A 23,491-nucleotide genomic window follows, 5' to 3' on the forward strand; every position below is an offset into this window, starting at 1 on the left:
GTCGCTTGGACCCGTCCTGGCAGACTGGTGCCCACGATGCGTACACAGGATGCCTATAAGGACGCCTATACCGATTTCGACCGTGAACGCGTCGTCACCGAAACACCCAAGACGGCGGCCATCGTCGATATCCCGTCTTCGGAGTACCGGACCGACTTCGCGCGGGACCGGGCGCGGGTTCTGCACAGCGCCGCGTTCCGTCGCCTGGCCGACAAGACGCAGGTGGTGGGCCCTCGCGAGGGTGACACTCCACGGACGCGGCTGACTCACTCGGTGGAGGTGGCGCAGATCGGCCGCGGTATCGCCACCGGTCTGGGCGCCGACCCGGATCTGGTGGACCTGGCCGGGCTGGCGCATGACATCGGCCATCCGCCGTACGGGCATAACGGTGAGCGTGCGCTCGATGAGGTCGCGGTCGACCGGGGCGGGTTCGAGGGTAACGCCCAGAATTTGCGCATTCTCACCCGTCTGGAGCCCAAAGTTGTTGATGCCGACGGCAACAGCGCCGGATTGAACCTGACGCGTGCCTCGCTGGATGCGGCGACGAAGTATCCGTGGCTGCGTCCGCCGGGCGGCGGAAAGTTCGGTGCCTACGTCGAGGATGGCGCGGCGCTGGACTGGGTGCGTGCCGGGGCGCCGCCGCGGCAGCGCTGCCTGGAAGCGCAGATCATGGACTGGTCCGATGACGTCGCCTATTCGGTGCACGACGTCGAGGACGGCGTGATCTCCGGGCGTATCGATCTGCGGGTGCTGGCTTCGCGGGGGGAGGCCCAGGTGCTCGCGGAGCTGGGCGTGAAGTCGTTCGGTGGGCTGGAGCAGGGCGCACTGGAGGAGGCCGCCGCGCGGCTGGCCACGCTGCCGGTGGTCGCCGCGATCGGTCCGTATGACGGCACCCTGACCGCCTCGACCAGCCTCAAGCGGTTGACCAGCGAGTTGGTGGGCCGGTTCGCCTCGGCTGCGATCGGGGCCACCCGCAAGGTGGCCGGTGACGGGCCGCTGGTGCGGTTCGAGGCTGAGCTGACCGTGCCCGAGGTGGTGGCAGCTGAAGTGGCGGTGCTGAAAATGCTTGCGCTGCAATTCATCATGTCTGATCCGCGACATATCGCGGTACAGGCCCGTCAGCGTGAACGCATTCACCGGGTGGCGCAGTGGCTGGCGTTGGGGGCTCCGGCCACGCTGGATCCGGTGTTCCTGCCCGCGTTCGAGGCCGCCGCCGACGACGCGGCGCGCACCCGGGTGGTGGTGGATCAGATCGCCTCGTACACCGAAAGCCGGCTTGAGCGGGTGGACCGCGATAGTCAGGGTGTGCAAGCCAGCTGGGCCTGACGGCGCGGTTGGCTAAGCTGGCTCGGTGGCCGGACGCATCCCTGATCGCGATATCGCGGCGATCCGTGAGCGCACCCGGATCGAGGACATCGTCGGCGACTACGTTCAGCTCAAGCGCGCGGGTGCCGACTCGCTCAAGGGGCTGTGCCCGTTCCATGACGAGAAGTCGCCGTCGTTTCATGTGCGGCCCAATCATGGCCAGTTCCACTGCTTTGGGTGCGGTGAGGGCGGTGACGCCTACACCTTCATCCAGAAGATCGAGCACATCAGCTTCGTGGAGGCCGTCGAGCGGCTGGCCGACCGCATCAGCTACACCATCAACTACGAGGGTGGCGGCACTGCTGCGCAGCGCGACCGGGGGACCAGGGCGCGGCTCGTCGCCGCCAACGCGGCCGCGCAGGAGTTCTACGCCACCGCGCTGGATTCACCCGAGGCGGCACCGGCGCGCCAGTACCTGACCGAGCGCAATTTCGATGGTGCGGCGGCCAAACAATACGGCTGCGGATACGCCCCGTCCGGGTGGGACACCCTGACAAAGCATTTGATGCGCAAGGGATTCGAATTCAAAGAGCTCGAAGCCGCGGGGCTGTCCAAGGAAGGGCGCCGCGGTCCGATCGACCGGTTCCACCGGCGGCTGCTGTGGCCGATCCGCGCCAGCAGCGGTGAGGTGATCGGCTTCGGGGCGCGCAAGATCTTCGACGACGACACCATGCCGGGCAAGTACGTCAACACCCCGGAAACCATGCTGTACAAGAAGTCTTCGGTGCTGTTCGGGCTGGACATGGCCAGACGGGATATCGCCAAGGGCCACCAGGCCGTTGTGGTCGAGGGCTACACCGACGTGATGGCGATGCACCTGGCCGGGGTGACCACGGCGGTGGCGTCCTGCGGCACCGCCTTCGGTGATGAGCACCTCTCGATGCTGCGGCGTCTGATGATGGACGACTCGTACTTCCGTGGTGAGCTCATCTACGTTTTTGACGGGGACGCCGCCGGTCAGGCGGCCGCGCTGAAAGCCTTTGAGGGAGAGCAGAATCTGGCCGGGCAGTCGTTCGTTGCGGTGGCGCCCGACGGCATGGACCCCTGCGATCTGCGGCTCAAGTCGGGGGACGGGGCATTGCGGGATCTGGTGGCGCGCCGCACCCCGCTGTTCGCGTTCGCGATCCGGTCGGCGCTGGCGGAGTCGGATCTGGAGATCGCCGAGGGGCGCGTGGACGCGCTACGCCGCTGTGTGCCGATGGTGGCCAGGATCAAGGACCCGACGCTGCGTGACGAGTACGCCCGGCAGCTGGCTGGCTGGGTGGGATGGGACGACGTGGCCCAGGTGCTCGCGCGGGTGCGTGAGGAGGCCGCTAAGGCGGCGAAGGGCGGATCGGTGTCACTCGACCGCCGTGCCCGCGGCGCTGAACCCGCTGCGGCTCCCAAGGTCGCCATGCCCGATCCCAAGGACCCCACGCTGTGGCCGCAGCGCGAGGCGCTCAAGGCGGCGCTGCAGTTCCCGGCCTTCGCCGGACCGGTGTTCGACTCGCTGACCGCCGACAGCTTCACCCACCCCGGATATGTGGCGGTGCGCACCGCGATCGAGGCGGCCGGTGGCGCCGCGGCGGGGATCGTCGGCGCGGAGTGGATCGACAAGGTGCGACAGAGCGCGTCGTCGCAGAACCAGGTGATGCTGATCAATGCGTTGACCGCCGAGGCCATCCAGGTGGATAGCGATGAGCGGCTGCCGCGATACATCGGGTCGGTGCTGGCCAAGCTGCAAGAGGTGTGGGTCGGGCGGCAGGTGGCCGAGGTGAAGTCGAAGCTGCAGCGGATGTCACCGGTGGAGCACGCCGACGAGTATCACGCGCTATTCGGCGACCTGGTGGCGCTGGAGGCGTATCGACGCAGCCTGCTCGAGCAGGTCAGCGGCGACGATCTCTCGGTGTAGGGGCGACGCTCCTACTTGTTGTCGAGCTGAGGCTCGGGCTCCAAGATCATGGTTGTCTCGTCGATCGGCGTGAGTTCCACCATGTGGGGGTCAGGGGACAGCGAGTTGGCCAGGCGACGTCGGCTGATCTCGATCAGCTTCTTGGTCGCGGGGCTGCCGGTGACGGCCTGATACCCATTGACGATCTGCTCGTATCGGCGACGGCCAGCCTTCGCACCCAGCACGTAGCCAGCGGCCAGCACCAACAAAACCCGAATCACGAACCCTCCACCAACTAACGAAGTTCTCCCTATCCTGCCTGACGCAGCTGTGAACGGCTGCGTCAGGCAGGTCACATCTGCCCGCTTCTATGCGACAACCGCGATGTTCACCGTCTTTGTCGCTCGTGATCGGGCGATGCGGCGGGCATACGGTTTGGCTTTCACCCCTACCCGTAGGCTAAAGTCATGCCTCGGTTCGCGGTACAAACCGACGCGATCCGGTAGTCCCCTGTAGCTCAATTGGCAGAGCTTCCGACTGTTAATCGGACGGTTCTTGGTTCGAGTCCAAGCGGGGGAGCAGGTCAGGCGGTATTTTCGATTTCGTGGTGTAGCCAACGGCGATTCTGCCCCTGTGAGTGGAGCCACGATGTGAATCGGGTGGGGCCGGGCTGCCCGCCCCACGCCCCCGTGTGGGTGCAGACGACGATGCCCTGTGGCGTGGTCTTTTCGGGGCGGGCTGGCCCGGCACTGTAGTAAATAGCTGTGTCATCACCTCGCTATCACCTGATCGTGATCGGATTGGGTTGTGGGCGTGTGGATCTGGTTGGCGGAGGGCTGCGCTGCGTCGGGTGGACTCGCCGCACTGGTTCACTGTGTCGTCGCGGCGAAGTGCGATGGTGAGACCGACCAGCGTGCCGGGGCCCGCGAAGGGCGCACCCGACCGCTGGTGGCGCCGGCCGCTGGCACGGGGGAGCTTCGGCGGCGCAGAATATGGCGTCGACTTCGGCGATCAGCGCCATCAGCCCTGTGGCGTAATCCAGGTCCAGGGTGGCCAGCACCTCTAACTCGGCCGGGCTCGGCGGTGCCGGCGCCGCCATCGTCGTGCTCTGCGTCATTGCTCACCTCCTTTGTGCTGTCAACAAGGCCGACCATCCAGGTGTGCGGCCGCTGGGATACGCGATGCGTATGTCATTGCGGCCCTGGGAATTTGGTCAGGAAGTGGCCGAGAATCAATCTGGCCTCAGGTCCCCACTGGCGGTTTCCCCGAGGACACCTGGCGCCAAGACGGACCTAATCCGGCACCAGGTGCCCTGAGGTGGTGCGTGTGTCCTTTGCCGAGCTGCTGGAGCGCGGCCCACAATCAGGCGTTGACCGGCTCCTTGGTCGCGCTAGGGCCACGCACCGCGTCGCCCTCCTCGGTGATCACTGTGGTGTCATCGATCGCCTTGGACGCCACGGGGCGATCCACGGCGATTTTGCGGGGCTTGGCTTTCTCAGCCACCGGGATCACTAGACGCAAGACTCCATCGTGGTAGTCCGCGGTGATCCGGCCGGTGTCCAGATTATTGCCCAGCACCAACTGGCGTGAGAACACCCCACGTGCACGCTCAGCGGCCAACATCTCACGGCCGGGATCCAGCGGTGCGCGTTCGGCGCGCACTGTCACCACATTGTTCTCGATATCCAGATCCAGCGAATCGGCAGCAATACCAGGGAGATCGAACTCCACGTGGAACTCATCCCCGTCACGCCAGGCATCCATCGGCATCGCCGCCGGACGTGCCGCGGTTCCCAGCACCTGCTGGGTGAAACGGTCCAGCTCCCGAAATGGGTCGGTACGCATCAGCATCGTGGCCACCTCCATCTGTCCTTTCCCTTGTGCCATCTGTGCGCTACCAACTGGTTTATCTATGCCAGTTGATATAGATTTATTTAGCACTCCACGATGCCGAGTGCAAGTAAGCGAACGAGAAAAGTTGTGACGATGATCAATGAAGGCCCACCGGTGCAAGGCCGGGGGATCCGCGCTCAGCTACCCGCACCCCACCATGGGGTGTATGGGATCACGGTCGCTGCGGAATTATCCGGCGCCCCAACACAATCGCTGCGACTGTGGGAACGCCACGGGCTGCTGTCCCCGGCCCGCACCGAGGGCGGCACCCGCCGCTACAGCGCCGATGACCTGGTACGCATCGAACGGATCGTCACTCTCGTGACGGCCGGAGTCAACATCGCAGGCATCGGACGCATCCTGGAGCTCGAAGACATCAACACCGCACTACGATCTGGCGCCGCTTCGCAATAGCGATCGACACTAGCCGTGAAATTCAGGGTTTTTAGCTCGCGGTAGGCGGGTACGTCTCGTTACGGCGAGGACGAGAACGTGGTTGCCGCGAGGTCCCGCTAGGCGATTCATGCGGGGCAACCCGCGTTGAGAAAACAGCGTGGCTGCGGTCTCGCCGCCTCAATGCAGCTGGTCAATCCCCACACGGTTGACTCGCTCGTGGGCTGTGAGCAAGACGTGGTCGAAGCCGGATTGGTCAAAACTTGTGACCCCACGTAAATCAGTGCTGAGTTGCTCTGCCAGCGTGCGCAGCTTGATGTTGTGCTGTTGCGATAACCATGTGAGAAGCCCGAACGCGACGTCCTCCTCGATGTTGTACACCAGCATCAGCATGCCTTTGACCTGCTCGATGCCGGCCCGATTGTGGGCAATCTCAGCGACTCGCTCGCTGACCAGTTCTTCGGTGTGCTCTGGAGCTTCGGGGACGTGCTCGGGTGGGGTCACGTCGACGTAGAAGCCGTGTGTGCCGACTACCGCTCCGGCCTCGTCGAAGAACTGGTCACCGATGACCACGACCCAATGCACTGAGCCCCTGGTGTCCACGATGCGGTGCCGACTGCTCAGGGCGCCTCGGGTATGGGTGATCGCGTCTATCGTGTCGGCGACCTTGGCGCGGTCTTCTGGATGCTTATGCGAGAGCACTAGCTCCGTCGTTGGGATCACCACGTCGGACTGGTCGTAACCATGCAGCCGCGCTACCTGTGGCGACCATTCCCATCGCTGCTCATCGAAATAGAAGCGGAACCACCCCATCGGCGTCGGCTCTGGGCCGAACAGATCTTGCGTCACGGTCGGATCTTAATGCGGGTCAAAGCGCCTTGTCGGGGCAATAGCGCAGTGTGTAGGAGGCGGAATGATCCAGCGCAACACCACGACTCGCCACGGGCGCCGTCGGTCCACATCCGCCTTACCGCCGGTGCAGCGAGCCCAAGACGACGCGGCTCACCACCTCGACCCCCTGAGCTTCAGGCCCGCAGGGCCGCACCCACAGCGGGGCGTTTGGTCGAGCACCCCAGTGGGTACTTCGTACTTCTCATCATCCGGTCGGCGGATGGCAGGGCAGGAGGTCAGTCATGACCCGCGTGGGAAGCACATTCACATGGGCCCTTCCAGGTGGCGATTCAGTCGTATTCGTCGTGAAAGCAATTCGGTGGGGGCCGTTCAGCCTATGTGTAGGGCATCTCGGCGGCCGGTGGTCGGGGACGTGAAAACGATTGAATAGGAATGTCTTTGGCTCCAATAGTGCGATTCGCGAACTTTCAGGAGCGCCTGCGCGGGGTGTGAGGTCGGGAGTTCTGCTCTACACCGGGAGCTGATGACCCTGCGTGTGGCTGTGAACTCAACCTCCATCAAATCTAGCCTCGTTGTGGTCGATGCGAAGTACAACGGGAAAGGCAATCTCGACGATCCGCCGATATCGCGTGAGCCGGGCTACCCGCCCGGTGTCAACCTCCTGATCCGCAGTGGGAATCTGCGGAAGCTGCCCGGATGATCGCCGACGAGGCAGATATGGCTGAGTTGCGAGTGCGTGTACGTGTGCAACGAACGACGTTGGATACGGCGGGGGTCAACCTGCGCATGTTTTTTGTCATCGGCTAATTTCTTGGAGAATCCGGTGACCAGGCCGCGTCGTATATCGATCGAACGTGAGGTGGGCTATGAGGAACACCGCCGGCGTGTTTGCCCTCTGGATGGTCGGTGCCCTCGTCTCGTGCTCGAGTGCCCCAGCGCTCCCGCCGATGGATACCGAGATCAGCGATGGCCCGCTGGCTTGCAAGGTGCAGCAGGTAGTGCGCTTCGGCAACATGGTGCCGATGCTGACCTCGCGTGGGTCCCTGCCGCGACCGACCGGATACTGGGCGGCATTCTCAATTCTGGTCGCGAACAACGGAACTGAGAAGTCGACGGCATTCACCCTCGCCGACCAGTCACTGGCCACCTCGCAGGGGGTAGTGGTGCCACTGCCGAAGATCGAGCAGTTCCTGGGCAATCCGGAGGACGTTCTCGCCGGGGACCAAGAGACGTACACCGTTGCCTTCGAGGTGCTTCCGGGAGCGATCATGCAGTCGCTGACTTTGCATTGCGGTGCGAAGTCGATCACGGTGGGCATCGACAAACCGGTTGACCCCGGCACCGCAGTGGCCTGAGCCCGCGGGTGCTGCAGCAGTTCTGTGTTCTTGCCCAGGAGAAGCATTTTGGGCGGGCGGCAGATCGTCCCTACATCAGCCAGCCTTCGCTGAGTTAGGCGATCAGCAGGCTGGAGCAGTCTCTAGGGTTGACGTTGTTGGTCAGAACCTCGCGCGCTGTCGAGCTCACGCCGGCTGCAAGACCACCGATACGACGAACTGATCGAACGCACGAAATCCGGGCACGTCGATGTGGCGATAATGTATGGCCCCCTTGGTGATTTGACGGGGTTGACAGCATCGATGGTGACGACCGAGCCGATAGTGGTCGCGCTGTCTGCCGACCATCGGCTAGCGCAGGAACTGTATGTGGCCATCGGAGATCTTGCGGGCGAGGGCTTCGCGCTGCCACATACATCCCTCGTCAGCGAACTCGTATCCATGTGTGAAGCTGCTGGTTTCACCCCGCGGCAGACCGCGAGCGCGAACACCACGATCGGACTGATTGCGCATTTCGCTTCCGGATCATGCGTAGCATTTGTGCCGTACCGGATGCGCTTCATCATCGCCCCGCCGGAGGTCGTGCTGAAGCCGTTGGTGGCCAACAGAATACCTTCAGATACACCAGAAACCCCGCGCGCGATCCAGACGCAGATACTCGCTCTCACCCGTGCGGGATCACATGATCCCGCCGTCGATATCATTCTGAAACTCCTACACGATCCGACAGTGCACGAACTACCCGAAACATCTTGAGGGTCTGGCGAATAGATGGCTGGCTTCTAGTGGGCAAGTAGGGGCAGCCTCTAGTGCGCGACGAGAATCCGTCAGCTAGTGCCGAGCCACGGCGTATTCTGGAGCCATGAAGCGACCACATAATGTGGCGCGAGTTCTCTGCTCGACACTCGCTGTCGGAGCTCTGGCTTTAGCGCCAATGATCTTGCCCAGCCCCGCAGCGGGCACCGCGCACGCGACCGTGTGTGCCTCCGCCGGAAACACTTCCAAATGCGAGGGTGCGCCCAGCTCGGCCTGGTACGGCTACGGGTATTACCCGCCCGGGGCGTATTGGGGAATGCCTGGGTACCCGCCCCTTGCTGCAGGGGCGGGCATCCCGGTTCGTCCTATCCCTTAACGGCGTTGACGGCCTTCACGAAGACATCCGATAGCTCGTTGCGGTCGACATCTCCCATGCCCGACACCGACACGGCATGGTGGTCGTCGAGCTGAGCGGAGTAGGCGATCTGCACCATCTCCTTCTCCATACCGGGCGCGCTGATCTTGATGTTGGTGGACGTCCCGGTCGTCTTCACGCCGTCGATGGCGGGGGCGTCGATCTTCTCGCCGGTGCCCTCTGCCATGCCGGCGATCGACAGCGAGAACTTGTCGCATGCCCCGTTGGTGGTGTCGGCGGGGATCGGGCTGACCGTCTCCATCGCCGCGGCGATGATCATCGTCTTGGACATCGGGTCGCCGTTACCTTTGGCGCCCGTGACACCCTGCATGGACGTACCGGTCACCTGCGGGAAGGCGCCCAGCATCTTGTCGGCGCACTCCTGCGGGGTGAAGGTGGCCTTGTCGAAGATGCCCTTCATCTGATCGAGCATCGCTTGAGTCACGGTGGTCTTGGGCTGCACCTCGACGGTGTACCCGGCGGGGAACTGGTCCTTGATGGCGTCGATCTTGGCGATATCGAAGCTGCTCGCGGCCGCCGTCGAGGTGGTGGCGCTGCTGCTGGCCGATGAGCCCGCGGACTCGTCCTTCTTGTCATTGCTCGAACAGCCCAGCATCAGCCCGCCCGCCAGCACCACGGTGCCGAAAACGGTCAGTGAACGATTCATGTCGGTAATTCCCCTCTGAGCAGTGCGTTTTCAGGAACCTGGAAGTAGATTCGTACATCGTGGCACTCGACGGCTCTGCGGAATCTGCCGAACTACCGCATGAATTTGACCACACCCACCCAGACGTGTCCGGGGGATGGTTGCGTGCGGCCACCTTCGGAGCGATGGATGGCCTGGTCACCAACACCGCGCTGGTCGCCGGTGTGGGTGCTAGCGGGCTCGACACGCACGCGATCGTGCTGACCGGTGCGGCCAGTCTGGTGGCGGGTGCGTTCTCGATGGCGCTGGGTGAGTTCACGTCGGTGTCGACGTCCAACTCGCAGATCGAGCACGAGGCGAGCGTGGAACGCCGCGCCATCCAGCTGCACCCCGACGCCGAGAAGAAGGAGCTCATCGCCATGCTCGGCGATATCGGGCTCTCGCCGCAGACCGCGTCCGCAGCCGCCGACGAGATCCACCAGGACGAGAACACCGCGGTGACGATTCACCTCACCCGAGAACTCGGCATCAATCCCAACGACACTCCGTCGCCGTGGGTGGCCGCCATCTCCTCGTTCCTGACGTTCTCGGTGGGTGCGGTGGTGCCGCTGATCCCATTCCTGTTGGGATTCGCGTCACTACTGGCGGGGCTGGCCTGCGGGGGAGCGGGCCTGCTCGTCGCCGGATGGGTTGCCGGACGCTTCACGGCGCGGGCCCCCTGGTTGAGCGCCTTGCGGCAGTTGGCCTTTGGTGCCATCGCTATCGGTGCCACGTACGTGATAGGGCATCTGATCGGCGTCGCAGTGAACTAGCGCCGCGACGCGCGAAGCTGAGAATGTGCTGAGAGTGGGCAAACCGGCTGGCAGAATTGTGAAGTGAATTTCACCAGGGTGCCGCTGAAACCCGATGAGTTGGCGCAGGCGGCCGTCATGGCCGCGCTCACCGCCGCCATGGTCATCGTCGGGGTTGCCCTGCCGATCTTGGGCGCCGTCCAGCTACTCGGCGCCGTACCCATGGGGCTGCTCGGCTATCGCTACCGCGTGCGGGTGCTGCTGGCCGCCGCCGTGGCCGGCGGCGTCATCGCCTTCCTGCTTGCCGGGCTCGGCGGTTTGATCGCCATGGGCAACTGCGTCTACATCGGTGGACTCACCGGCGTAGTGCGCCGACGCGGACACGGCATGCCCCTGTTGACGGTGCTCGGGGTTATCTGCAGCGCGATCATCGCTGGTTTGGCAGTCGGTGCGCTGGCTCTGCTGAACCGGATGCGCACCCTGCTCTTCGATGCCCTGCGCGCCTCGCTGGAGGGCCTGTTCAAGATGATCGGCCACATCCCGCACCTGGAGCCCGTGGGTGTGAATGCGACGAATGCCATCGACTTCGCGATGCGCAACTGGGTGTGGTTCATCGGTGGCATCGTTTTCGTGTTCGTCCTGTTTAACGCGTTGTTCGGCTGGTGGGTGCTCTCTCGCGTGATCAAGCGCCTGGCCGTGATTCCTGATGTGCACCAGCTTGATCCACCGACGCTGGCCGGTGCTGTGGGTCCGGTGCCCGCGCGCTTACACGATGTGCGATTCCGTTATCCGCGTGGTGAATCCGATGCCTTGGCGCCACTTTCGATGAGCATCGAAGTCGGCGAGCATGTCGCGATTACCGGGCCCAACGGTTCGGGCAAGAGCACCTTGATGCGCATCCTGGCCGGGCGTGAACCCACGTCGGGGGAGATCGAGCGGCCGGGCTCGGTGGGGCTCGGCGCCATCGGCGGCACTGCAATCGTCATGCAGCACCCCGAAAGTCAGGTGCTGGGCACCAAGGTCGCCGACGACGTGGTGTGGGGTCTGCCCGCCGATCACGACGTCGACATCGAGGGCCTGCTGCGCGAAGTCGGTCTGGAGGGGATGGCCGAGCACAGCACCTCCTCACTGTCGGGCGGGGAGCTGCAACGTCTGGCGGTGGCCTCGGCCCTGGCGCGCGACCCCGCACTGCTGGTGGCCGACGAGATCACCAGCATGGTCGACCCGAAGGGGCGCGAGGATCTGCTGGGCGTGCTGTCCCGCCTCACCGATCAGCACCAGATGTCACTGGTGCACATCACCCATTTCCAGTCCGAGGCTGCCGCCGCGGACCGCGAGATCGCGCTGCGGGCGGTCAACGGCAAGACGGCGACCACCGCGATTCAGACGGTGCCGGTGCCCACCAGCACGGCCGCGCGGCCCGATACCGAGTCGCCCGTTGTTCTCGAGTTCGATTCCGTCGCACACCAGTACGCCAGCGGAACACCCTGGGCGAAAACGGCATTGCACGACGTGTCGCTGGCGGTGCACGAGGGCGACGGTGTGCTCATCCATGGCGGCAACGGCTCGGGCAAGTCGACGCTGGCCTGGATTGCCGCCGGCCTCACCAAACCAACCTCGGGGCAGTGCCTGCTGGACGGTAAGCCGGTCTCCGATCAGGTCGGGTCGGTGGCCATCAGCTTTCAGGCCGCCCGGTTGCAGCTGTTGCGCAGCCGCGTCGACTACGAAATAGCTTCGGCGGCAGGATTTTCCGTCCGCAATACCGACCGCATCGTGGCTGCGCTGGCCAGCGTCGGGCTCGAAGCAGACCTGATCAAGCGTCCCATCGATCAGCTCAGCGGCGGCCAGATGCGCCGGGTGGTGCTGGCCGGGCTGCTGGCGCGTTCGCCGCGCGCCCTGATTCTTGACGAGCCACTCGCGGGTCTAGATGCCGAGTCGCAGGCGGGTCTGCTGCGGCTGCTGGTTCAGGTACGCGAGCGCGAACGGCTCACCATCGTGGTCATCTCGCACGACTTCGATGGCATGCAGGAGCTGTGTCCGCGCACGGTGCATCTGCAGTCCGGGGTGCTGCTGCCCGAATCGGTGAGCTCGGGGAGCCGCTCATGACGACGACACGTGCACCGCGCCGCCCGGTGGTTCTGCTGCGCCCGGTCCCCGGTACCTCCCCGATCCATAGGTTGTGGGCCGGCACCAAACTTATTGCCGTCTTCCTCATCTCGGTGCTGCTGACATTGTTTCCCACCTGGACGGTGATCGGCGCGGTGGCGGCTCTGGTGATCATTACCGCGTGGCTGGCCCACATCCCGCGCGGTGCGGTGCCCACCATCCCGATCTGGATGCTGGCGCTGGTGATCGGTGGCAGCCTCACGGTGTTCTTCAGTGGCGGGCCGCCGTTCTGGCATATCGGTGGACTCACCATCGGATTCCACGGTGTGCTGGCGGTGGCGCGCACGACCGCCGTGGCGATTGTGCTGCTCGGCACGGGAGCCATGGTGTCGTGGACCACCAATGTCTCCGAGATCGCGCCCGCGGTGGCGCTATTGGGGCGCCCGTTGAAGGTCTTCGGAATTCCCGTCGACGAGCGTGCCGCCACGCTGGCGTTGGCGCTGCGTTCGTTCCCCATGTTGTCGGACGAGTTCCGGGTTCTCATCGCGGCCCGCAGGCTGCGTCCGCCCCAGGTGCGTGAGGGCAGGCGCGGGCTGGGCTGGGTGGCCGAGGTGGTCGACATGCTGACCGCGGCCATCACCGTCGCGCTGCGGCGTGCCTCCGAAATGGGCGATGCCATCACCGCGCGCGGTGGCAGCGGGCAGATCGCGGCGCATCCGCACCGGCCAGGCCGTTGGGACGCCGTGGCCCTGCTGGTACTCATCGCGGTCGGAACGGCCGTCGTGTTGTTCGAGGTGCTGTAGCGCGAACGCGGAGGTGATGGTTCAGCCCACCACGCCGGATCGCTATCTCCTCCGCAGTTTGTCCCAAAACGCCATAGCCCATCCCACGGCATGTCGTTGAAGGTAACGATTGATACTTGCGAGTACACAAAATGCGACAAATATGGCAACAACGACGAGGGAGACTTTCATCGACAGTCCGTACTTGGGGTAGAGCATAACGAGGGCTCCCACTATGCTTGCCAATCCCAACACAATGGCTGGTAGTGTCTTTTCTAAGCTCCACGTGATCGCAAACCCGATGAGGCTGATCCCGGCTATCGCGATGCCGACTAGTTGCAAATTCACTGCGCGCGGAACTTCCTACCGTTTTGCACCCATTTATATCCCGTCCGGACAATCAAGACGAGGGCGACGCACAATACGATGTAACGATTTCTAGCACTCGGTAGCAGCACCCAGAGGGGAATCGCTGCCAACAGAGTCATAGACACATACATGGAGAAGTTTCCGATGTCGTGAACTCCGCTTTCGATTTTCGCGCTGTAAAGAATCGATAGAACGGCTCCAAGAAGGAAAACAACTATAAGTACTGCAGTACTCATGACCAATATCTCCGTCCAACGGTTATGAGGTGAGCCAATTCCATGCGGACTTCGCTCCAGATCCTATTGCTTCTCCAGCGGCCTTAAACGCGGGCGTCAGATACTTTTCAGAAACCATGCCGCCCACAGCTGCCAGTGCTGGAACGGCCACGGGTGCAAGCGGTCCCGCAAAGCCGCCAATGAAGCCTCCAACTGCGGAGCCAAACGCAGATGCAACTGCCTTCGCGGCCGCATCGCCGCCGGGAGTTCCGCTTCCATAATCGACAAGGCCCGACACGACATCAAGGGCTGGGCCCACGACGGGAGTCACCCTTCCGATCTTGGAGATGACTTTGGTCGCATCTTCGGCAATCCCTTGCCCAGCTTTCTTGGCTTCCTTTTCCACCCATTCATTCGCCTTGACAAGGCCTTCGGTGCTGTCGTTTACCGCTTGCCCACCCTTCAGCATTCCTTGAGTGGCATCGGCTGCCTGTTTCGGAATCGCCGGATCGGCTTTCGTCTGCTGCGTCGCCTGTTGCGTGGCTTGCTGGGTTGCTTGCTGTGTGGTCTGTTGTGTCGCCTGCTGCGTGGCTTGTTGGCCCGCCTGCTGAGCGGCCTGCTGACCAGCTTGTTGCCCGCCGCGACGTGTTGCCGCAGTTGCAAGGTCCGTCGGATCGATCGGGTTCTTCCTCGGGGTTTCGGGCTGCTTCTGCGGTTGTTGCGGACTCTGTCGATTCGCAGGGTTTTGCGGCTGCTGCTGACCCGGCTGTGTTTGGCCGGGCTGCTGCGGGGCTTGCTGACCGGGCTGTTGTCCTGCGGGGTTCTGAGGCGACTGCCCCGGTTGCTGGATGGGTGCTTGCTGCACCGGCTGCTGTCCAGCTGGCTGCTGTGGCGCTTGCGGTGCCTGCGGTGCTTGCTGCACGGGAGGCTGCTGCGCTGGTGCTTGGGCGGGAGGTTGCGCATCGGGCTGCCACGGTCCGTAGTTGGGTAGGGGTTCGCCGTTGCGGGGTGGGCCCGGCATTTCTTGCTGCTGCGCCGAGTACCCGCCTTGTTGGGGGGCTGCGCCCTGTCCGGTGGACGGGTTGTAAATCGATACGCCGTTGTTCTGGTCCAAGGCCGGTTGCCCGGAGTTGATGCCACCGGAGTAGTCGGGCATCTGCCCAGGCATCTGTGGGGGCTGGAACATCTGTCCGCCTCCGGGCGGGCCGTCATTGCCGCCCGGGCTGCCGCCGCAGTCGGGCGGGCAGGCGGCCCGCGCCAGCGGCGCGGCGCCGGGGCCGGTGTACGAGTCGGGAGTGGCTAGGCCGAACCCGGTGGCCGAGAAGAACAGCAGCGCAACAATTCCGGCCCCGGCATAGATCTGCCCCATCGGGGTGGCACCGCCGCCGGGAGTGTGTGGGGTGTGTACCCACTGCCACCAACCGCTCAGGGCGTGCCACCACCAGGTGTTAGCCAAGAACGCAACGGTCAAGATGGCCACGATCGCGGCAAGTGCTGCCATCGGGTCGGGACCGGTCAGCCAGCTGCTCACTCTGGGCACGATGTAGCCCGATAGCAGCACCAACGCTGTGCCGCCGGCGAGTAGCGTCAGACCTAGACCGGGATGGCTGGACCACCAGTTAGCCCACCGCTCCTGGCTGTTGGTCTGCTCACTGCCGGCGCGTTGGCGGGCACCGGAATTCGACAAGAGGAGGCTCGCGAGGGCTTTGGCGCCGCCGAACAGTAGGGCGCCGGCGATGGTGATGACCGCTATTTGCACCAGCCCTAAGACAAGCGTCCACTCCGAGCGGGTGCCGGTGGCCTGGCCCCACCAGCTAGCGACATACCCTCGCATCACCCACCAAATACCGGCTGAGCCAACGATGATCCCAGTCAGCGCGCGGGCAGTCGGCGGTACACCGGCGACCGATGCGGACAGCGCAGCGCTGATCGGGGCCAACGCGCGGCGCAGCAGGGTGATTCCCTTGCCTAGGGCTGTGAACGCCGCCAACAACAGCACAACCCAGCCGACTGCCCCTGCGGTGCCGCCACCGGGAGTCAGCATGTGCAGACCCCACACACCTGCGACAGTCAGCGCGGCACCGATGATGCCGGCAGCAAAGCCAGCCAGTCGCGGCGCTGTACTCGCGGCAGCAGGCAGTGTGTCGGTGACTGGCTCCGTGTTATCGCGTGAGGCGTTTTTCATCGCCTAACCTCTTCTCCGAAGACTGGCTGGGTGAAATTCGTTGCAGAACTGGACATATCAATTTCTCGCTGTAGGTATGGCGCCACCGGGGAGCATGTTTTCCTTGGCCCAGCGGGTGTGTCCATTGGCCGCCGACAGACAGGCCTCGTAATCTGGCCCGTCATGTCCAAATGCGCTTACGCATGCACTGGACAGATCCGCCATGAACGTGTTCTCACATGTCAGCGCGCTCGTTCGGGCTGGCACGGCACTCATACAGGCCGCCAACCGGCCGCACGACGATGTGAAATCCGCGGCACCACTGGGGTTATCGCCACTCCGGAACTCGGTCGGACCCGAGACACATCGTGCATCCGCAACCGGTGGCCGCTTGGGCCCCGGGTCACCCTGAGCGATCGGGGGAGCTGAGGTGGTGACGCGATAAGCCACACTGATCGTCACCGGGAAATTCAGCAGCCCCACCTGCCCCACGTTCAGGTCCAAGGATGACTGCTGATACAGGTAACTTGTCCCGATCGACGGGCTCACCGCAATAGCGTTCCCGGCACCGTCACGAGCCTCGGGGATGCTGAACGCTCCAATAATCGCCGGAGGCTTACCAGGGGAAGCATCGGTCTCGACTACGACGGCTTGGCCTGCCTGACGCAGATGCGTGCCGTCCGGAACCCGAACGCCCAATGAGAAATCGCTGGGGGAAATGAAGCTCTTGCGCACCATCCGGATATCAACACCGCCGCCAGCATCTGGGATCGCCACATAGTCGACCGGCCCCGAACCGTAGGCGGCAGCACCACCATCGCCCCAATTGGCTGCCGTCAGTTCCCGTTCATTCGGAAGATGGATCACGATCGACTTGCCCGGCCACGCAGTCGCGGCGTGGATCCCGTCGGTCACGACTGGCGGGAGAGCCGCCACGCTACGCTCGCGACCCGCCGCCAACGGCGCACCGTTGCCTGGACCTTCACCTTGTGGGGTTGAACTGGATACTCGCGCACCACCGATCGGAGCCACCCGCGGTGGGTCATTCGGCTGCACCACGCCCGGCCGCTGCGGTGCCGGCGGCGGTGGACCCGGCTGCGGATCCGCCACAGCTTGAACAACCCCAAGCGAGCCTGTGGCGGCGAGTATCGCCGCAATGGCAAACATCGTGAGAGGCCATGGCCTACGCGGAGACGAGCCGGGACGGTGGCCTGGGTTGACCGTAGATGAGATAGCCACGGACCTGCTTCCCTGGCGACTGCGCGTCATTGCAGACTGCCCCTCCACCAGGCCCCCTAACTCCCCGAAACGTGTGATATTGCTACGCCGTGATTGCCCGCCGGCGGCTACCTGTCACAGTACAAGTCTTGTAGTTAACCCGTCAACCGATGGTGTAACCATATAATTCCTCTTCAAGGGGTCTTGACGCTCTACATGGTTAAGTATGGATGAGATCTGTAGTGGTTCGGCCCGTAGTTGGAACATCCGGGCGAGTCAAACTTTGGTCATCGTCTGGGATTCATTGCGGTGACACCCGCGCGTTATCAGCCCTACGTTTTGTGGGTTAGCTGTGAAACCATGGGTGGAACCATATTCTTGCGATTCTCGTCCAGCGAGGGCCTGATTCGGGCAAGTTCAGAAACGCAGCACGCTCTGCGCGGCGCTACTTCTCCAGTGCGTTGTTCGCCGCCTGCTGCGCTTGTTGCAGTGCGGTGTGCACATCCAGGCGGCCCAGGAACATCTCGGCGAAATACGGCTTCAGCGCGGCGAATCCGGCCCCGAATCCCTGCCCGCCCGGAGCCGCGATCTGCTGACCTTCGAGAACCTGGAAGAACGGTGCGACGTCGACGCCCTTGCCCGCCCAGTGCTGAAAGTACGGCTCACGTGCGGTCAAGACCGCGGGAATGGCCGAGCCGCTGCGGCCGAGAAAAGAATTCCCGTCCGCGCTGCCCATCCAGGCCAGCGTGCGTTTGGTCGCCTCGGGGTGCGGTGAGGACGAATTGGCGGCGGCCACAATGCCGTTGGTGACGCTGACCCGGCCCTGCGGCCCCGCTGGCATCATCGCCACACCCCACGGAAAGGTCGCGTTGGCCTGGATCTGTGCCAGGTTGTAGGTGCCCGACTGAAACAGCGCCATCCGCCCCTGGAGAAATTGGTTACGTGAGAAGTCGTTGTTGGCGTTGGTATCGGCCGCCGACGGGGCCACCTTGTCGACGTTGATGAGATCGACCAGGTACGTGAACGCCATCTCGGCCAGCGGGTTGGCGAACGCGAACCTGTCGTCCTTCTGGAAGACGGCGCCCGCTGATCCCAGGTAGTTCAGGTAGATGCCCTGTAAGTCGTTGGCGGCGTTGTACCCCCAATGCCCGGGCCCGGTGAGCCGGTGCAGCATCGGACGCAGGGTGTCGACCGTGGGGTCGGCGTCCCAGCGCAGCTCGGCGAGCTCGGCCGGGTCCACCTGCGCCTCGTCGAGCAGGTTCTTGTTGTAGTACAGCGCAATCCCGGCATCGCTGAGCTGGGGTACGCCCCACAGCTTGCCGCTGCGGGTGAATTGGGCGACGACCGACGGGTCCCAGTCCGCCTGCGGCTCAATGGGCGTGAGATTAGCGGTGTCGGCGTAATCGGAAAGATAGGCGTTACTAAGCCAGAAGATGTCGTCGGCCCCGTGCCCGGCCACATCGGTGCGCAGGCTGTTGAAGTAACTCGCGTACGAGGTGACGGTGACGGCGACCTGGACGTCGGGATTGCGTCGACTGAACTCGTCGAATGAGCTGCGGTAGGCCTTGGCCACCTGCTCATCCCACACCCGGACGGTGACCACCGTTCTGCCGTGAGCGGTCTTCGGAATGCCGAGCCAGACCGCAATTCCGAAGAGCAGCAGCGTTACCAGGCCAAGGACCAAGGCCGCGCGGGTCGAGGACTTCATCACTTGAGTCCGCTCAAGGTGATGGAACGGACGATGTACTTCTGGAACGCGATGAACAGGATCACCAACGGCACGATCGCCACGGTGGTCGCCGCCATCACGATCGGCCACTGCGCGTTGAACTGCGATTGCAGCCCGGCCGTGGCCACGGTGAGCACCCGCCAGTTGCCGCCGCTGGTGATCACCAACGGCCACATGAAGTTGTTCCACTGGGAGACCACGGTGATGAGGGTCAGCGTGATCAGGATGGGTCTGCTGACCGGCACCACCACATGCCACAGGATGTCGAGCGTGTTCGCGCCGTCCAGGCGTGCCGCACGGATCAGGTCGTTGGGGATGGTGCGGAAGTGTTCACGCAGCAGGAAGATGGCGTAGGGCGATCCGAATATGAACGGGATGACCAATGCCCAGAACGTGTTCCGCAGCCCTACCTGCGTCAGCATCAGATACATCGGCACCACGGTCACCGTCGCCGGAATCATCAGGGTGGCCAGATACACCCAGAACAGTCCGTCGCGCCCCGGGAACTGCAGCCGTGCAAAGGCATACGCGGCTAGGACTGAGAACGTCAGTTGGCCGATCACGATGATCGCCGTCATCAACACCGTCACCAGCGCCGCGCGCCCGAACCCGGCGTCGGCCAGCCCGGTGTAGTTGGCGATGGTGAACGGATTCGGCGGAGCCAGCGGGGATTCGGCAGAGAACTGCCGCGTCGTCTTTAGCGATGCCGACAGGGCGAACAGGAACGGCCCGAGCGTGAGGGCTGCGCCCAGGATCAACAGGAGATAGACGAGCGCATTCCTAGACCAGGTCATAGCTCACCCGCGTCCTGAAGTAGCGGTGCTGAATCACCGTGACGGCGACCAAGATCAGGAAAAGGATCAGCGACATGGCGGCCGAACGCCCGACATGGGCGGACTCGAATGCCTCGGCATACACGCGGTGCGCGGCCAGGTCCGTACGGTTCTGCGGGCCGCCGCCGGTGAGCGCGTACACGGTGTCGAAGGTCTGCACCGCGCTCACCACCCCGGTGACCAGAACGAAGAAGAACGTGGGCCGCAGCATCGGCAGCGTGATGCGGCGGAACCGCTGCCAGGCCGTCGCGCCGTCCACCCGGGCCGCGTTGTGCACATCGCCCGGGATGGCCAGCAGACCCGCCATGAAGAACAGCGCCACGTAACCGACGTTCGTCCACACGCTGACCGCCGCCACCACCGGCAGTGCCAGCGAGGGATCGGTGAGCCATTCGATGCGCTGCCCGAGCAGTGTGTTGATGGCGCCATCGGTGGGCGCGAGCATCCAATGCCACAGCACGCCGATGGCCAGCGGCGCGCAGATCCACGGGATGACGTAGATGGTGCGGAACAGCACGGTGCCGGGCAGGCCGCGCACCAACAGCGTCGCCGCGGCCAGACCGAGCACGGTCTGCACCGGAATCACCAGCGCCACAAAGAGCAGCGTCACCAGCAGGGAGTGCCCAAAGGCGCCGTCGGTGAGCACCGAACGCCAGTTGTCCAGGCCGACGAACTCGATGGGGCCCAGCAGATCCCAGCGGCACAGGCTCAGCCACGCCACCACCAGGATCGGCAGCAGGAGAAACGCCGCAACCCCGAACAGGCTGGGGGCCAGCAGCCCATATGCGACGGCTGTCTGCCGCGACCTACTCACGGGGACATTAAACCGCGCGCCGCCACCGGTGTGGCATAGGTACGGTTGAGCGCGTGACTCGGTCCGTAGATTCCGAATTCCTGGCGCTACCTCGCGCTGAACTCGCCGACGCTGCCCTGAACGCGGCGCGCGCCGCCGGCGCCAGCTATGCCGATCTGCGCATCCATCGACTCATCAACGAAGAGCTGATGCTGCGCGACGAGCAGGTCGAGACCGCGGTGTCCGGACGCACCATCGGTCTGGCGGTGCGGGTGATCGTCGACGGCACCTGGGGATTCGCCTCGCATGTGCAGCTCGACACCACCGCGGCCGCCGACACCGCGCGCCGGGCCGTGGCCGTCGCACGCGGGCTGCGCAGCCTGAACCGCGAGTGTGTCGAGCTGGCCGATGAGCCTGTCTACGCCGACGTCCAGTGGGTGTCCGAGTACGAGATCGACCCGTTCGGAGTGCCGCAGGCCGACAAGATCGCGGTGCTGCAGGAGTATTCGGCCCGGCTGCTGGCCTCCGACGGGGTGGACCACGCCTCGGCGTCGCTGACGGCGGTCAAGGAGCAGACCTTCTACGCCGACACGTTCGGCTCGTCCATCACCCAGCAGCGCGTCCGGGTCATGTCGCAGCTGGACGCGATCGCCGTTGACGCCGCCACCGGATCCTTCGAGACGATGCGCACCCTGGCCCCGCCGATGGGCCGCGGCTGGGAGGCCATCGGCAGCGACGGCGTGTGGGACTGGAGCACCGAGCTGCGTGAGATCCCCGAGCTGCTCACCGAGAAGGTGAAGGCGCCCAGCGTCGTCGCCGGCCGCACCGACCTGGTGATCGACCCCACCAACCTGTGGCTGACCATCCACGAATCCATCGGCCACGCCACCGAATACGACAGGGCCATCGGCTATGAGGCCGCCTATGCGGGCACCTCGTTCGCCACCCCGGACAAGCTCGGCACCATGAAGTACGGCTCGCCCGTCATGAACGTCACCGCCGACCGTAACGAGGTCCACGGCCTGGCCTCGGTCGGATACGACGACGAGGGGGTGGCCTCACAGCGTTGGGATCTGGTGCGCGACGGCATCTTTGTCGGCTACCAGCTGGACCGCGTGTTCGCGCCCCGGCTGGGCCAGGAGCGTTCCAACGGCTGCTCGTACGCCGACTCGCCGCACCATGTGCCGATCCAGCGGATGGCCAATGTGTCGCTGCAGCCCTCCCCGGAGGAGCGCTCGACCGACGACCTGATCTCCGGAGTCGAAGATGGCATCTACATCGTCGGCGACAAGTCATGGTCAATCGATATGCAGCGCTACAACTTCCAGTTCACCGGTCAGCGGTTCTACCGCATCCGCGGCGGCAAGCTGGACGGCCAGCTGCGCGACGTCGCCTACCAGGCCACCACCACCGACTTCTGGAGTTCAATGGAAGCCGTTGGCGGCCAATCGACCTGGCGCCTGGGCGGAGCGTTCAACTGCGGCAAGGCCCAGCCCGGACAGGTGGCGGCGGTCAGCCACGGCTGCCCGTCGGCGCTGTTCCGCGGCGTGAATATTCTGAACACCAAGCAGGAAGGTGGTGCCGCGTGATCCCCGCACAGCAGGTCGCCGAGGATGTCCTGGCCGAAGCCGCGCGACGCGGCGGCGCCGACGACACCATCGTCTTGATCCAGGACAGCAGCGAGGCCTCGCTGCGCTGGGCGGGCAGCTCCATGACCACCAACGGCGAGTCGGTCAAGCGCAGCATCGCGGTGGTATCGATTCTGCGGCAAGGCGATCAGACCCGGGTCGGCTCGGTGCTCACCGAGGACGCCGATCCCGCCGCACTCGCGGAGCTGGTGGCGGCCAGCCAGGCTGAGGCCGCCTCGGCGCCACCGTCGCGTGATGCCATGCCACTGCTGGGCCCCGGCGATGCGGCAGGGGAGAACTGGGACGCGGCGATCTCACCGACTGGCGCCGACGTGTTCGGGTCTCTGGCGGCCGACTTGTCGATGGGCTTCGACGGCCCCGACACCCTGTACGGATACGCCCGCCATGAACGCCAGACCACATTCCTGGCCTCGTCGACCGGGCTGCGCCGCAGGTTCACCCAGCCCACCGGCCAGGTGGAGATCAACGCCAAACGCGGAGTGGGCAGCGCCTGGGCCGGGGTGTGCACCCCCGAGTTCGTCGATGTGCCGACCGAATCGCTGCTGCGCCAGCTCAATGAACGGCTGACGGCCGCACAGAATCAGATCGAGCTCAAGGCCGGTCGCTACGAGACGCTGCTGCCGCCGTCGGCGACCGGCGACCTCATGCAATACCTGGTGTGGACCATGGGTGGGCGCGGCGCGCACGAGGGACGCAACGCCTTCGCGGCGCCGGGCGGCACCCGGCTCGGGGAGCGGCTCACCGAGCTGCCGGTCACGGTGTACTCGGACCCGTCGTACCCGGGGCTGGAAAGCAGCCCGTTTGTGGCGACCCCGATTTCGCGGGAATCGTTGTCGGTCTTCGACAATGGTGTCGGCATCGGGCGTGTCGACTGGGTGCGCGATGGCGTGATCAACGCGCTGAGCTACTCGCGTGCCGATGCCGCCGAGTTCGGTGCCGCCCCCACGGTGGGCGCCGACAACCTCATCATGACCGGCGAAGGCGGCGCGACGCTGGAAGAGATGATCGCCGCGACCGAGAACGGGCTGCTGCTGACCACGCTCTGGTACATCCGCGAGGTCGACCCGACGACGCTGCTGCTGACCGGGCTCACCCGTGACGGGGTGTACCTGGTGCGCGACGGGCAGATCACCGGCGCCGTGAACAACTTCCGGTTCAACGAGAGCCCGATCGATCTGCTGCGGCGGGTGACGCAGGTGGGTGTCACCGAATACACGCTGCCGCGCGAGTGGAGCGATTACGCGACCCGTCAGGCCATGCCCGCGCTGCGGATCCCGGACTTCCACATGTCCTCGGTCAGCGCCGCGCAGTAGGGGGT

The 23,491-nt window shown here is 64.6% G+C and carries 20 protein-coding genes and 1 tRNA gene; 12 read left to right on the forward strand and 9 right to left on the reverse strand.

The genetic code is table 11. The features are described from left to right. Positions 1–36: 36 nt before the first annotated feature. Both AOT87_RS05210 and dnaG read left to right on the forward strand, forming a co-directional pair. Positions 37–1,326 (forward strand): deoxyguanosinetriphosphate triphosphohydrolase, encoded by a 1,290-nt coding sequence (locus AOT87_RS05210; protein ID WP_057966820.1) that lies wholly within the window; start codon positions 37–39, stop codon positions 1,324–1,326. Between the two features lie 25 nt (positions 1,327–1,351). Then, a complete protein-coding gene (dnaG, locus tag AOT87_RS05215; protein ID WP_057966821.1) occupies positions 1,352–3,256 on the forward strand; it encodes a DNA primase in 1,905 nt (634 codons plus the stop codon). Between the two features lie 11 nt (positions 3,257–3,267). Here the strand turns inward: dnaG and AOT87_RS05220 are convergent, their stop codons facing one another. Next, positions 3,268–3,516, reverse strand: a complete 249-nt coding sequence (locus AOT87_RS05220; RefSeq protein ID WP_030095233.1) for a hypothetical protein — start codon at positions 3,514–3,516, stop codon at positions 3,268–3,270. 225 nt (positions 3,517–3,741) lie between these two features. On the opposite strand from AOT87_RS05220, the gene AOT87_RS05225 reads away from it, so the two are divergent. Then, a tRNA-Asn gene (locus AOT87_RS05225) sits at positions 3,742–3,814 on the forward strand. A gap of 783 nt (positions 3,815–4,597) precedes the next feature. On the opposite strand, the gene AOT87_RS05230 is transcribed toward AOT87_RS05225, so the two are convergent. Next, on the reverse strand, positions 4,598–5,086 hold the full coding sequence (locus tag AOT87_RS05230; protein ID WP_057969497.1) for an Hsp20 family protein: 489 nt from the start codon (positions 5,084–5,086) through the stop codon (positions 4,598–4,600). Between the two features lie 135 nt (positions 5,087–5,221). Between AOT87_RS05230 and AOT87_RS05235 the strand changes: the two genes are divergently transcribed. Next, positions 5,222–5,542 (forward strand): MerR family transcriptional regulator, encoded by a 321-nt coding sequence (locus AOT87_RS05235; protein WP_081343186.1) that lies wholly within the window; start codon positions 5,222–5,224, stop codon positions 5,540–5,542. A 159-nt stretch (positions 5,543–5,701) separates the two neighbouring features. Here AOT87_RS05235 and AOT87_RS05240 read toward each other — a convergent pair whose 3' ends face one another. Continuing rightward, positions 5,702–6,334: a PAS and ANTAR domain-containing protein gene (locus AOT87_RS05240; protein ID WP_078322403.1), complete on the reverse strand. Its 633-nt coding sequence runs from the start codon at positions 6,332–6,334 to the stop codon at positions 5,702–5,704. Between the two features lie 562 nt (positions 6,335–6,896). On the opposite strand from AOT87_RS05240, the gene AOT87_RS28785 reads away from it, so the two are divergent. The 3 genes from AOT87_RS28785 to AOT87_RS05250 all read left to right on the forward strand — a co-directional run bounded on the left by AOT87_RS28785 (position 6,897) and on the right by AOT87_RS05250 (position 8,463). After that, positions 6,897–7,073 (forward strand): hypothetical protein, encoded by a 177-nt coding sequence (locus AOT87_RS28785; protein ID WP_157859003.1) that lies wholly within the window; start codon positions 6,897–6,899, stop codon positions 7,071–7,073. A gap of 166 nt (positions 7,074–7,239) precedes the next feature. After that, positions 7,240–7,728, forward strand: coding sequence for a hypothetical protein (locus tag AOT87_RS05245; RefSeq protein ID WP_057968569.1), 489 nt, complete (start codon positions 7,240–7,242; stop codon positions 7,726–7,728). A gap of 174 nt (positions 7,729–7,902) precedes the next feature. Next, entirely contained in the window at positions 7,903–8,463 is a 561-nt protein-coding gene (locus tag AOT87_RS05250; RefSeq protein ID WP_337251424.1) for a LysR family substrate-binding domain-containing protein, read from the forward strand. A 365-nt stretch (positions 8,464–8,828) separates the two neighbouring features. On the opposite strand, the gene AOT87_RS05255 is transcribed toward AOT87_RS05250, so the two are convergent. After that, complete coding sequence (locus AOT87_RS05255) at positions 8,829–9,545, reverse strand: DUF5642 family protein (RefSeq protein ID WP_030095242.1); 717 nt, start codon at positions 9,543–9,545, stop codon at positions 8,829–8,831. Positions 9,546–9,604: 59 nt separating this feature from the next. Here AOT87_RS05255 and AOT87_RS05260 point away from each other — a divergent pair, with 59 nt between their 5' ends. From AOT87_RS05260 to AOT87_RS05270, 3 genes are all read left to right on the forward strand, one after another. After that, positions 9,605–10,336 carry a VIT1/CCC1 transporter family protein gene (locus AOT87_RS05260; protein ID WP_030095243.1) on the forward strand — a complete coding sequence of 244 codons (732 nt, stop codon included), beginning with the start codon at positions 9,605–9,607 and terminating at the stop codon, positions 10,334–10,336. Between the two features lie 84 nt (positions 10,337–10,420). Continuing rightward, positions 10,421–12,421: an ATP-binding cassette domain-containing protein gene (locus AOT87_RS05265; protein ID WP_081343213.1), complete on the forward strand. Its 2,001-nt coding sequence runs from the start codon at positions 10,421–10,423 to the stop codon at positions 12,419–12,421. Beyond that, positions 12,418–13,224 (forward strand): energy-coupling factor transporter transmembrane protein EcfT, encoded by an 807-nt coding sequence (locus AOT87_RS05270; RefSeq protein WP_057968566.1) that lies wholly within the window; start codon positions 12,418–12,420, stop codon positions 13,222–13,224. The genes AOT87_RS05265 and AOT87_RS05270 overlap by 4 nt, the downstream gene beginning before the upstream one ends. Before the next feature lie 606 nt (positions 13,225–13,830). Here AOT87_RS05270 and AOT87_RS05285 read toward each other — a convergent pair. From AOT87_RS05285 to AOT87_RS05305, 5 genes are all read right to left on the reverse strand, one after another. Continuing rightward, positions 13,831–15,972, reverse strand: a complete 2,142-nt coding sequence (locus tag AOT87_RS05285; protein ID WP_057969491.1) for a hypothetical protein — start codon at positions 15,970–15,972, stop codon at positions 13,831–13,833. Between the two features lie 57 nt (positions 15,973–16,029). Further along, complete coding sequence (locus AOT87_RS05290; protein WP_057969495.1) at positions 16,030–17,010, reverse strand: hypothetical protein; 981 nt, start codon at positions 17,008–17,010, stop codon at positions 16,030–16,032. Between the two features lie 604 nt (positions 17,011–17,614). Beyond that, positions 17,615–18,877 (reverse strand): extracellular solute-binding protein, encoded by a 1,263-nt coding sequence (locus AOT87_RS05295; RefSeq protein WP_057968912.1) that lies wholly within the window; start codon positions 18,875–18,877, stop codon positions 17,615–17,617. Further along, positions 18,877–19,692 carry a carbohydrate ABC transporter permease gene (locus tag AOT87_RS05300; protein ID WP_057968911.1) on the reverse strand — a complete coding sequence of 272 codons (816 nt, stop codon included), beginning with the start codon at positions 19,690–19,692 and terminating at the stop codon, positions 18,877–18,879. Before AOT87_RS05300 ends, AOT87_RS05295 begins: the two co-directional genes overlap by 1 nt. Further along, positions 19,679–20,545, reverse strand: a complete 867-nt coding sequence (locus tag AOT87_RS05305) for a sugar ABC transporter permease (RefSeq protein ID WP_057968910.1) — start codon at positions 20,543–20,545, stop codon at positions 19,679–19,681. Before AOT87_RS05305 ends, AOT87_RS05300 begins: the two co-directional genes overlap by 14 nt. A gap of 53 nt (positions 20,546–20,598) precedes the next feature. Between AOT87_RS05305 and AOT87_RS05310 the strand changes: the two genes are divergently transcribed. Together AOT87_RS05310 and AOT87_RS05315 are read left to right on the forward strand one after the other, a co-directional pair. After that, positions 20,599–22,113, forward strand: coding sequence for a TldD/PmbA family protein (locus AOT87_RS05310; RefSeq protein WP_057968909.1), 1,515 nt, complete (start codon positions 20,599–20,601; stop codon positions 22,111–22,113). Beyond that, positions 22,110–23,486: a metallopeptidase TldD-related protein gene (locus AOT87_RS05315; RefSeq protein ID WP_057968908.1), complete on the forward strand. Its 1,377-nt coding sequence runs from the start codon at positions 22,110–22,112 to the stop codon at positions 23,484–23,486. The genes AOT87_RS05310 and AOT87_RS05315 overlap by 4 nt, the downstream gene beginning before the upstream one ends. Positions 23,487–23,491 lie beyond the last annotated feature (5 nt).

The sequence above is a fragment of the Mycobacteroides sp. H003 genome (assembly GCF_001440135.1).
Classification (GTDB): Bacteria; Actinomycetota; Actinomycetes; order Mycobacteriales; family Mycobacteriaceae; genus Mycobacterium; species Mycobacterium gwanakae.

What these genes read in the sequence shown, in the direction of transcription:
- AOT87_RS05210 (WP_057966820.1), top strand. Translation starts at nt 37, where the DNA reads ATGCGTACACAGGATGCCTATAAGGACGCCTATACCGATTTCGACCGT.
- AOT87_RS05230 (WP_057969497.1), bottom strand. Translation starts at nt 5,086, where the DNA reads ATGCTGATGCGTACCGACCCATTTCGGGAGCTGGACCGTTTCACCCAG.
- AOT87_RS05235 (WP_081343186.1), top strand. Translation starts at nt 5,222, where the DNA reads ATGATCAATGAAGGCCCACCGGTGCAAGGCCGGGGGATCCGCGCTCAG.
- AOT87_RS05240 (WP_078322403.1), bottom strand. Translation starts at nt 6,334, where the DNA reads ATGGGGTGGTTCCGCTTCTATTTCGATGAGCAGCGATGGGAATGGTCG.
- AOT87_RS28785 (WP_157859003.1), top strand. Translation starts at nt 6,897, where the DNA reads ATGACCCTGCGTGTGGCTGTGAACTCAACCTCCATCAAATCTAGCCTC.
- AOT87_RS05245 (WP_057968569.1), top strand. Translation starts at nt 7,240, where the DNA reads ATGAGGAACACCGCCGGCGTGTTTGCCCTCTGGATGGTCGGTGCCCTC.
- AOT87_RS05255 (WP_030095242.1), bottom strand. Translation starts at nt 9,545, where the DNA reads ATGAATCGTTCACTGACCGTTTTCGGCACCGTGGTGCTGGCGGGCGGG.
- AOT87_RS05270 (WP_057968566.1), top strand. Translation starts at nt 12,418, where the DNA reads ATGACGACGACACGTGCACCGCGCCGCCCGGTGGTTCTGCTGCGCCCG.
- AOT87_RS05285 (WP_057969491.1), bottom strand. Translation starts at nt 15,972, where the DNA reads ATGAAAAACGCCTCACGCGATAACACGGAGCCAGTCACCGACACACTG.
- AOT87_RS05295 (WP_057968912.1), bottom strand. Translation starts at nt 18,877, where the DNA reads ATGAAGTCCTCGACCCGCGCGGCCTTGGTCCTTGGCCTGGTAACGCTG.
- AOT87_RS05300 (WP_057968911.1), bottom strand. Translation starts at nt 19,692, where the DNA reads ATGACCTGGTCTAGGAATGCGCTCGTCTATCTCCTGTTGATCCTGGGC.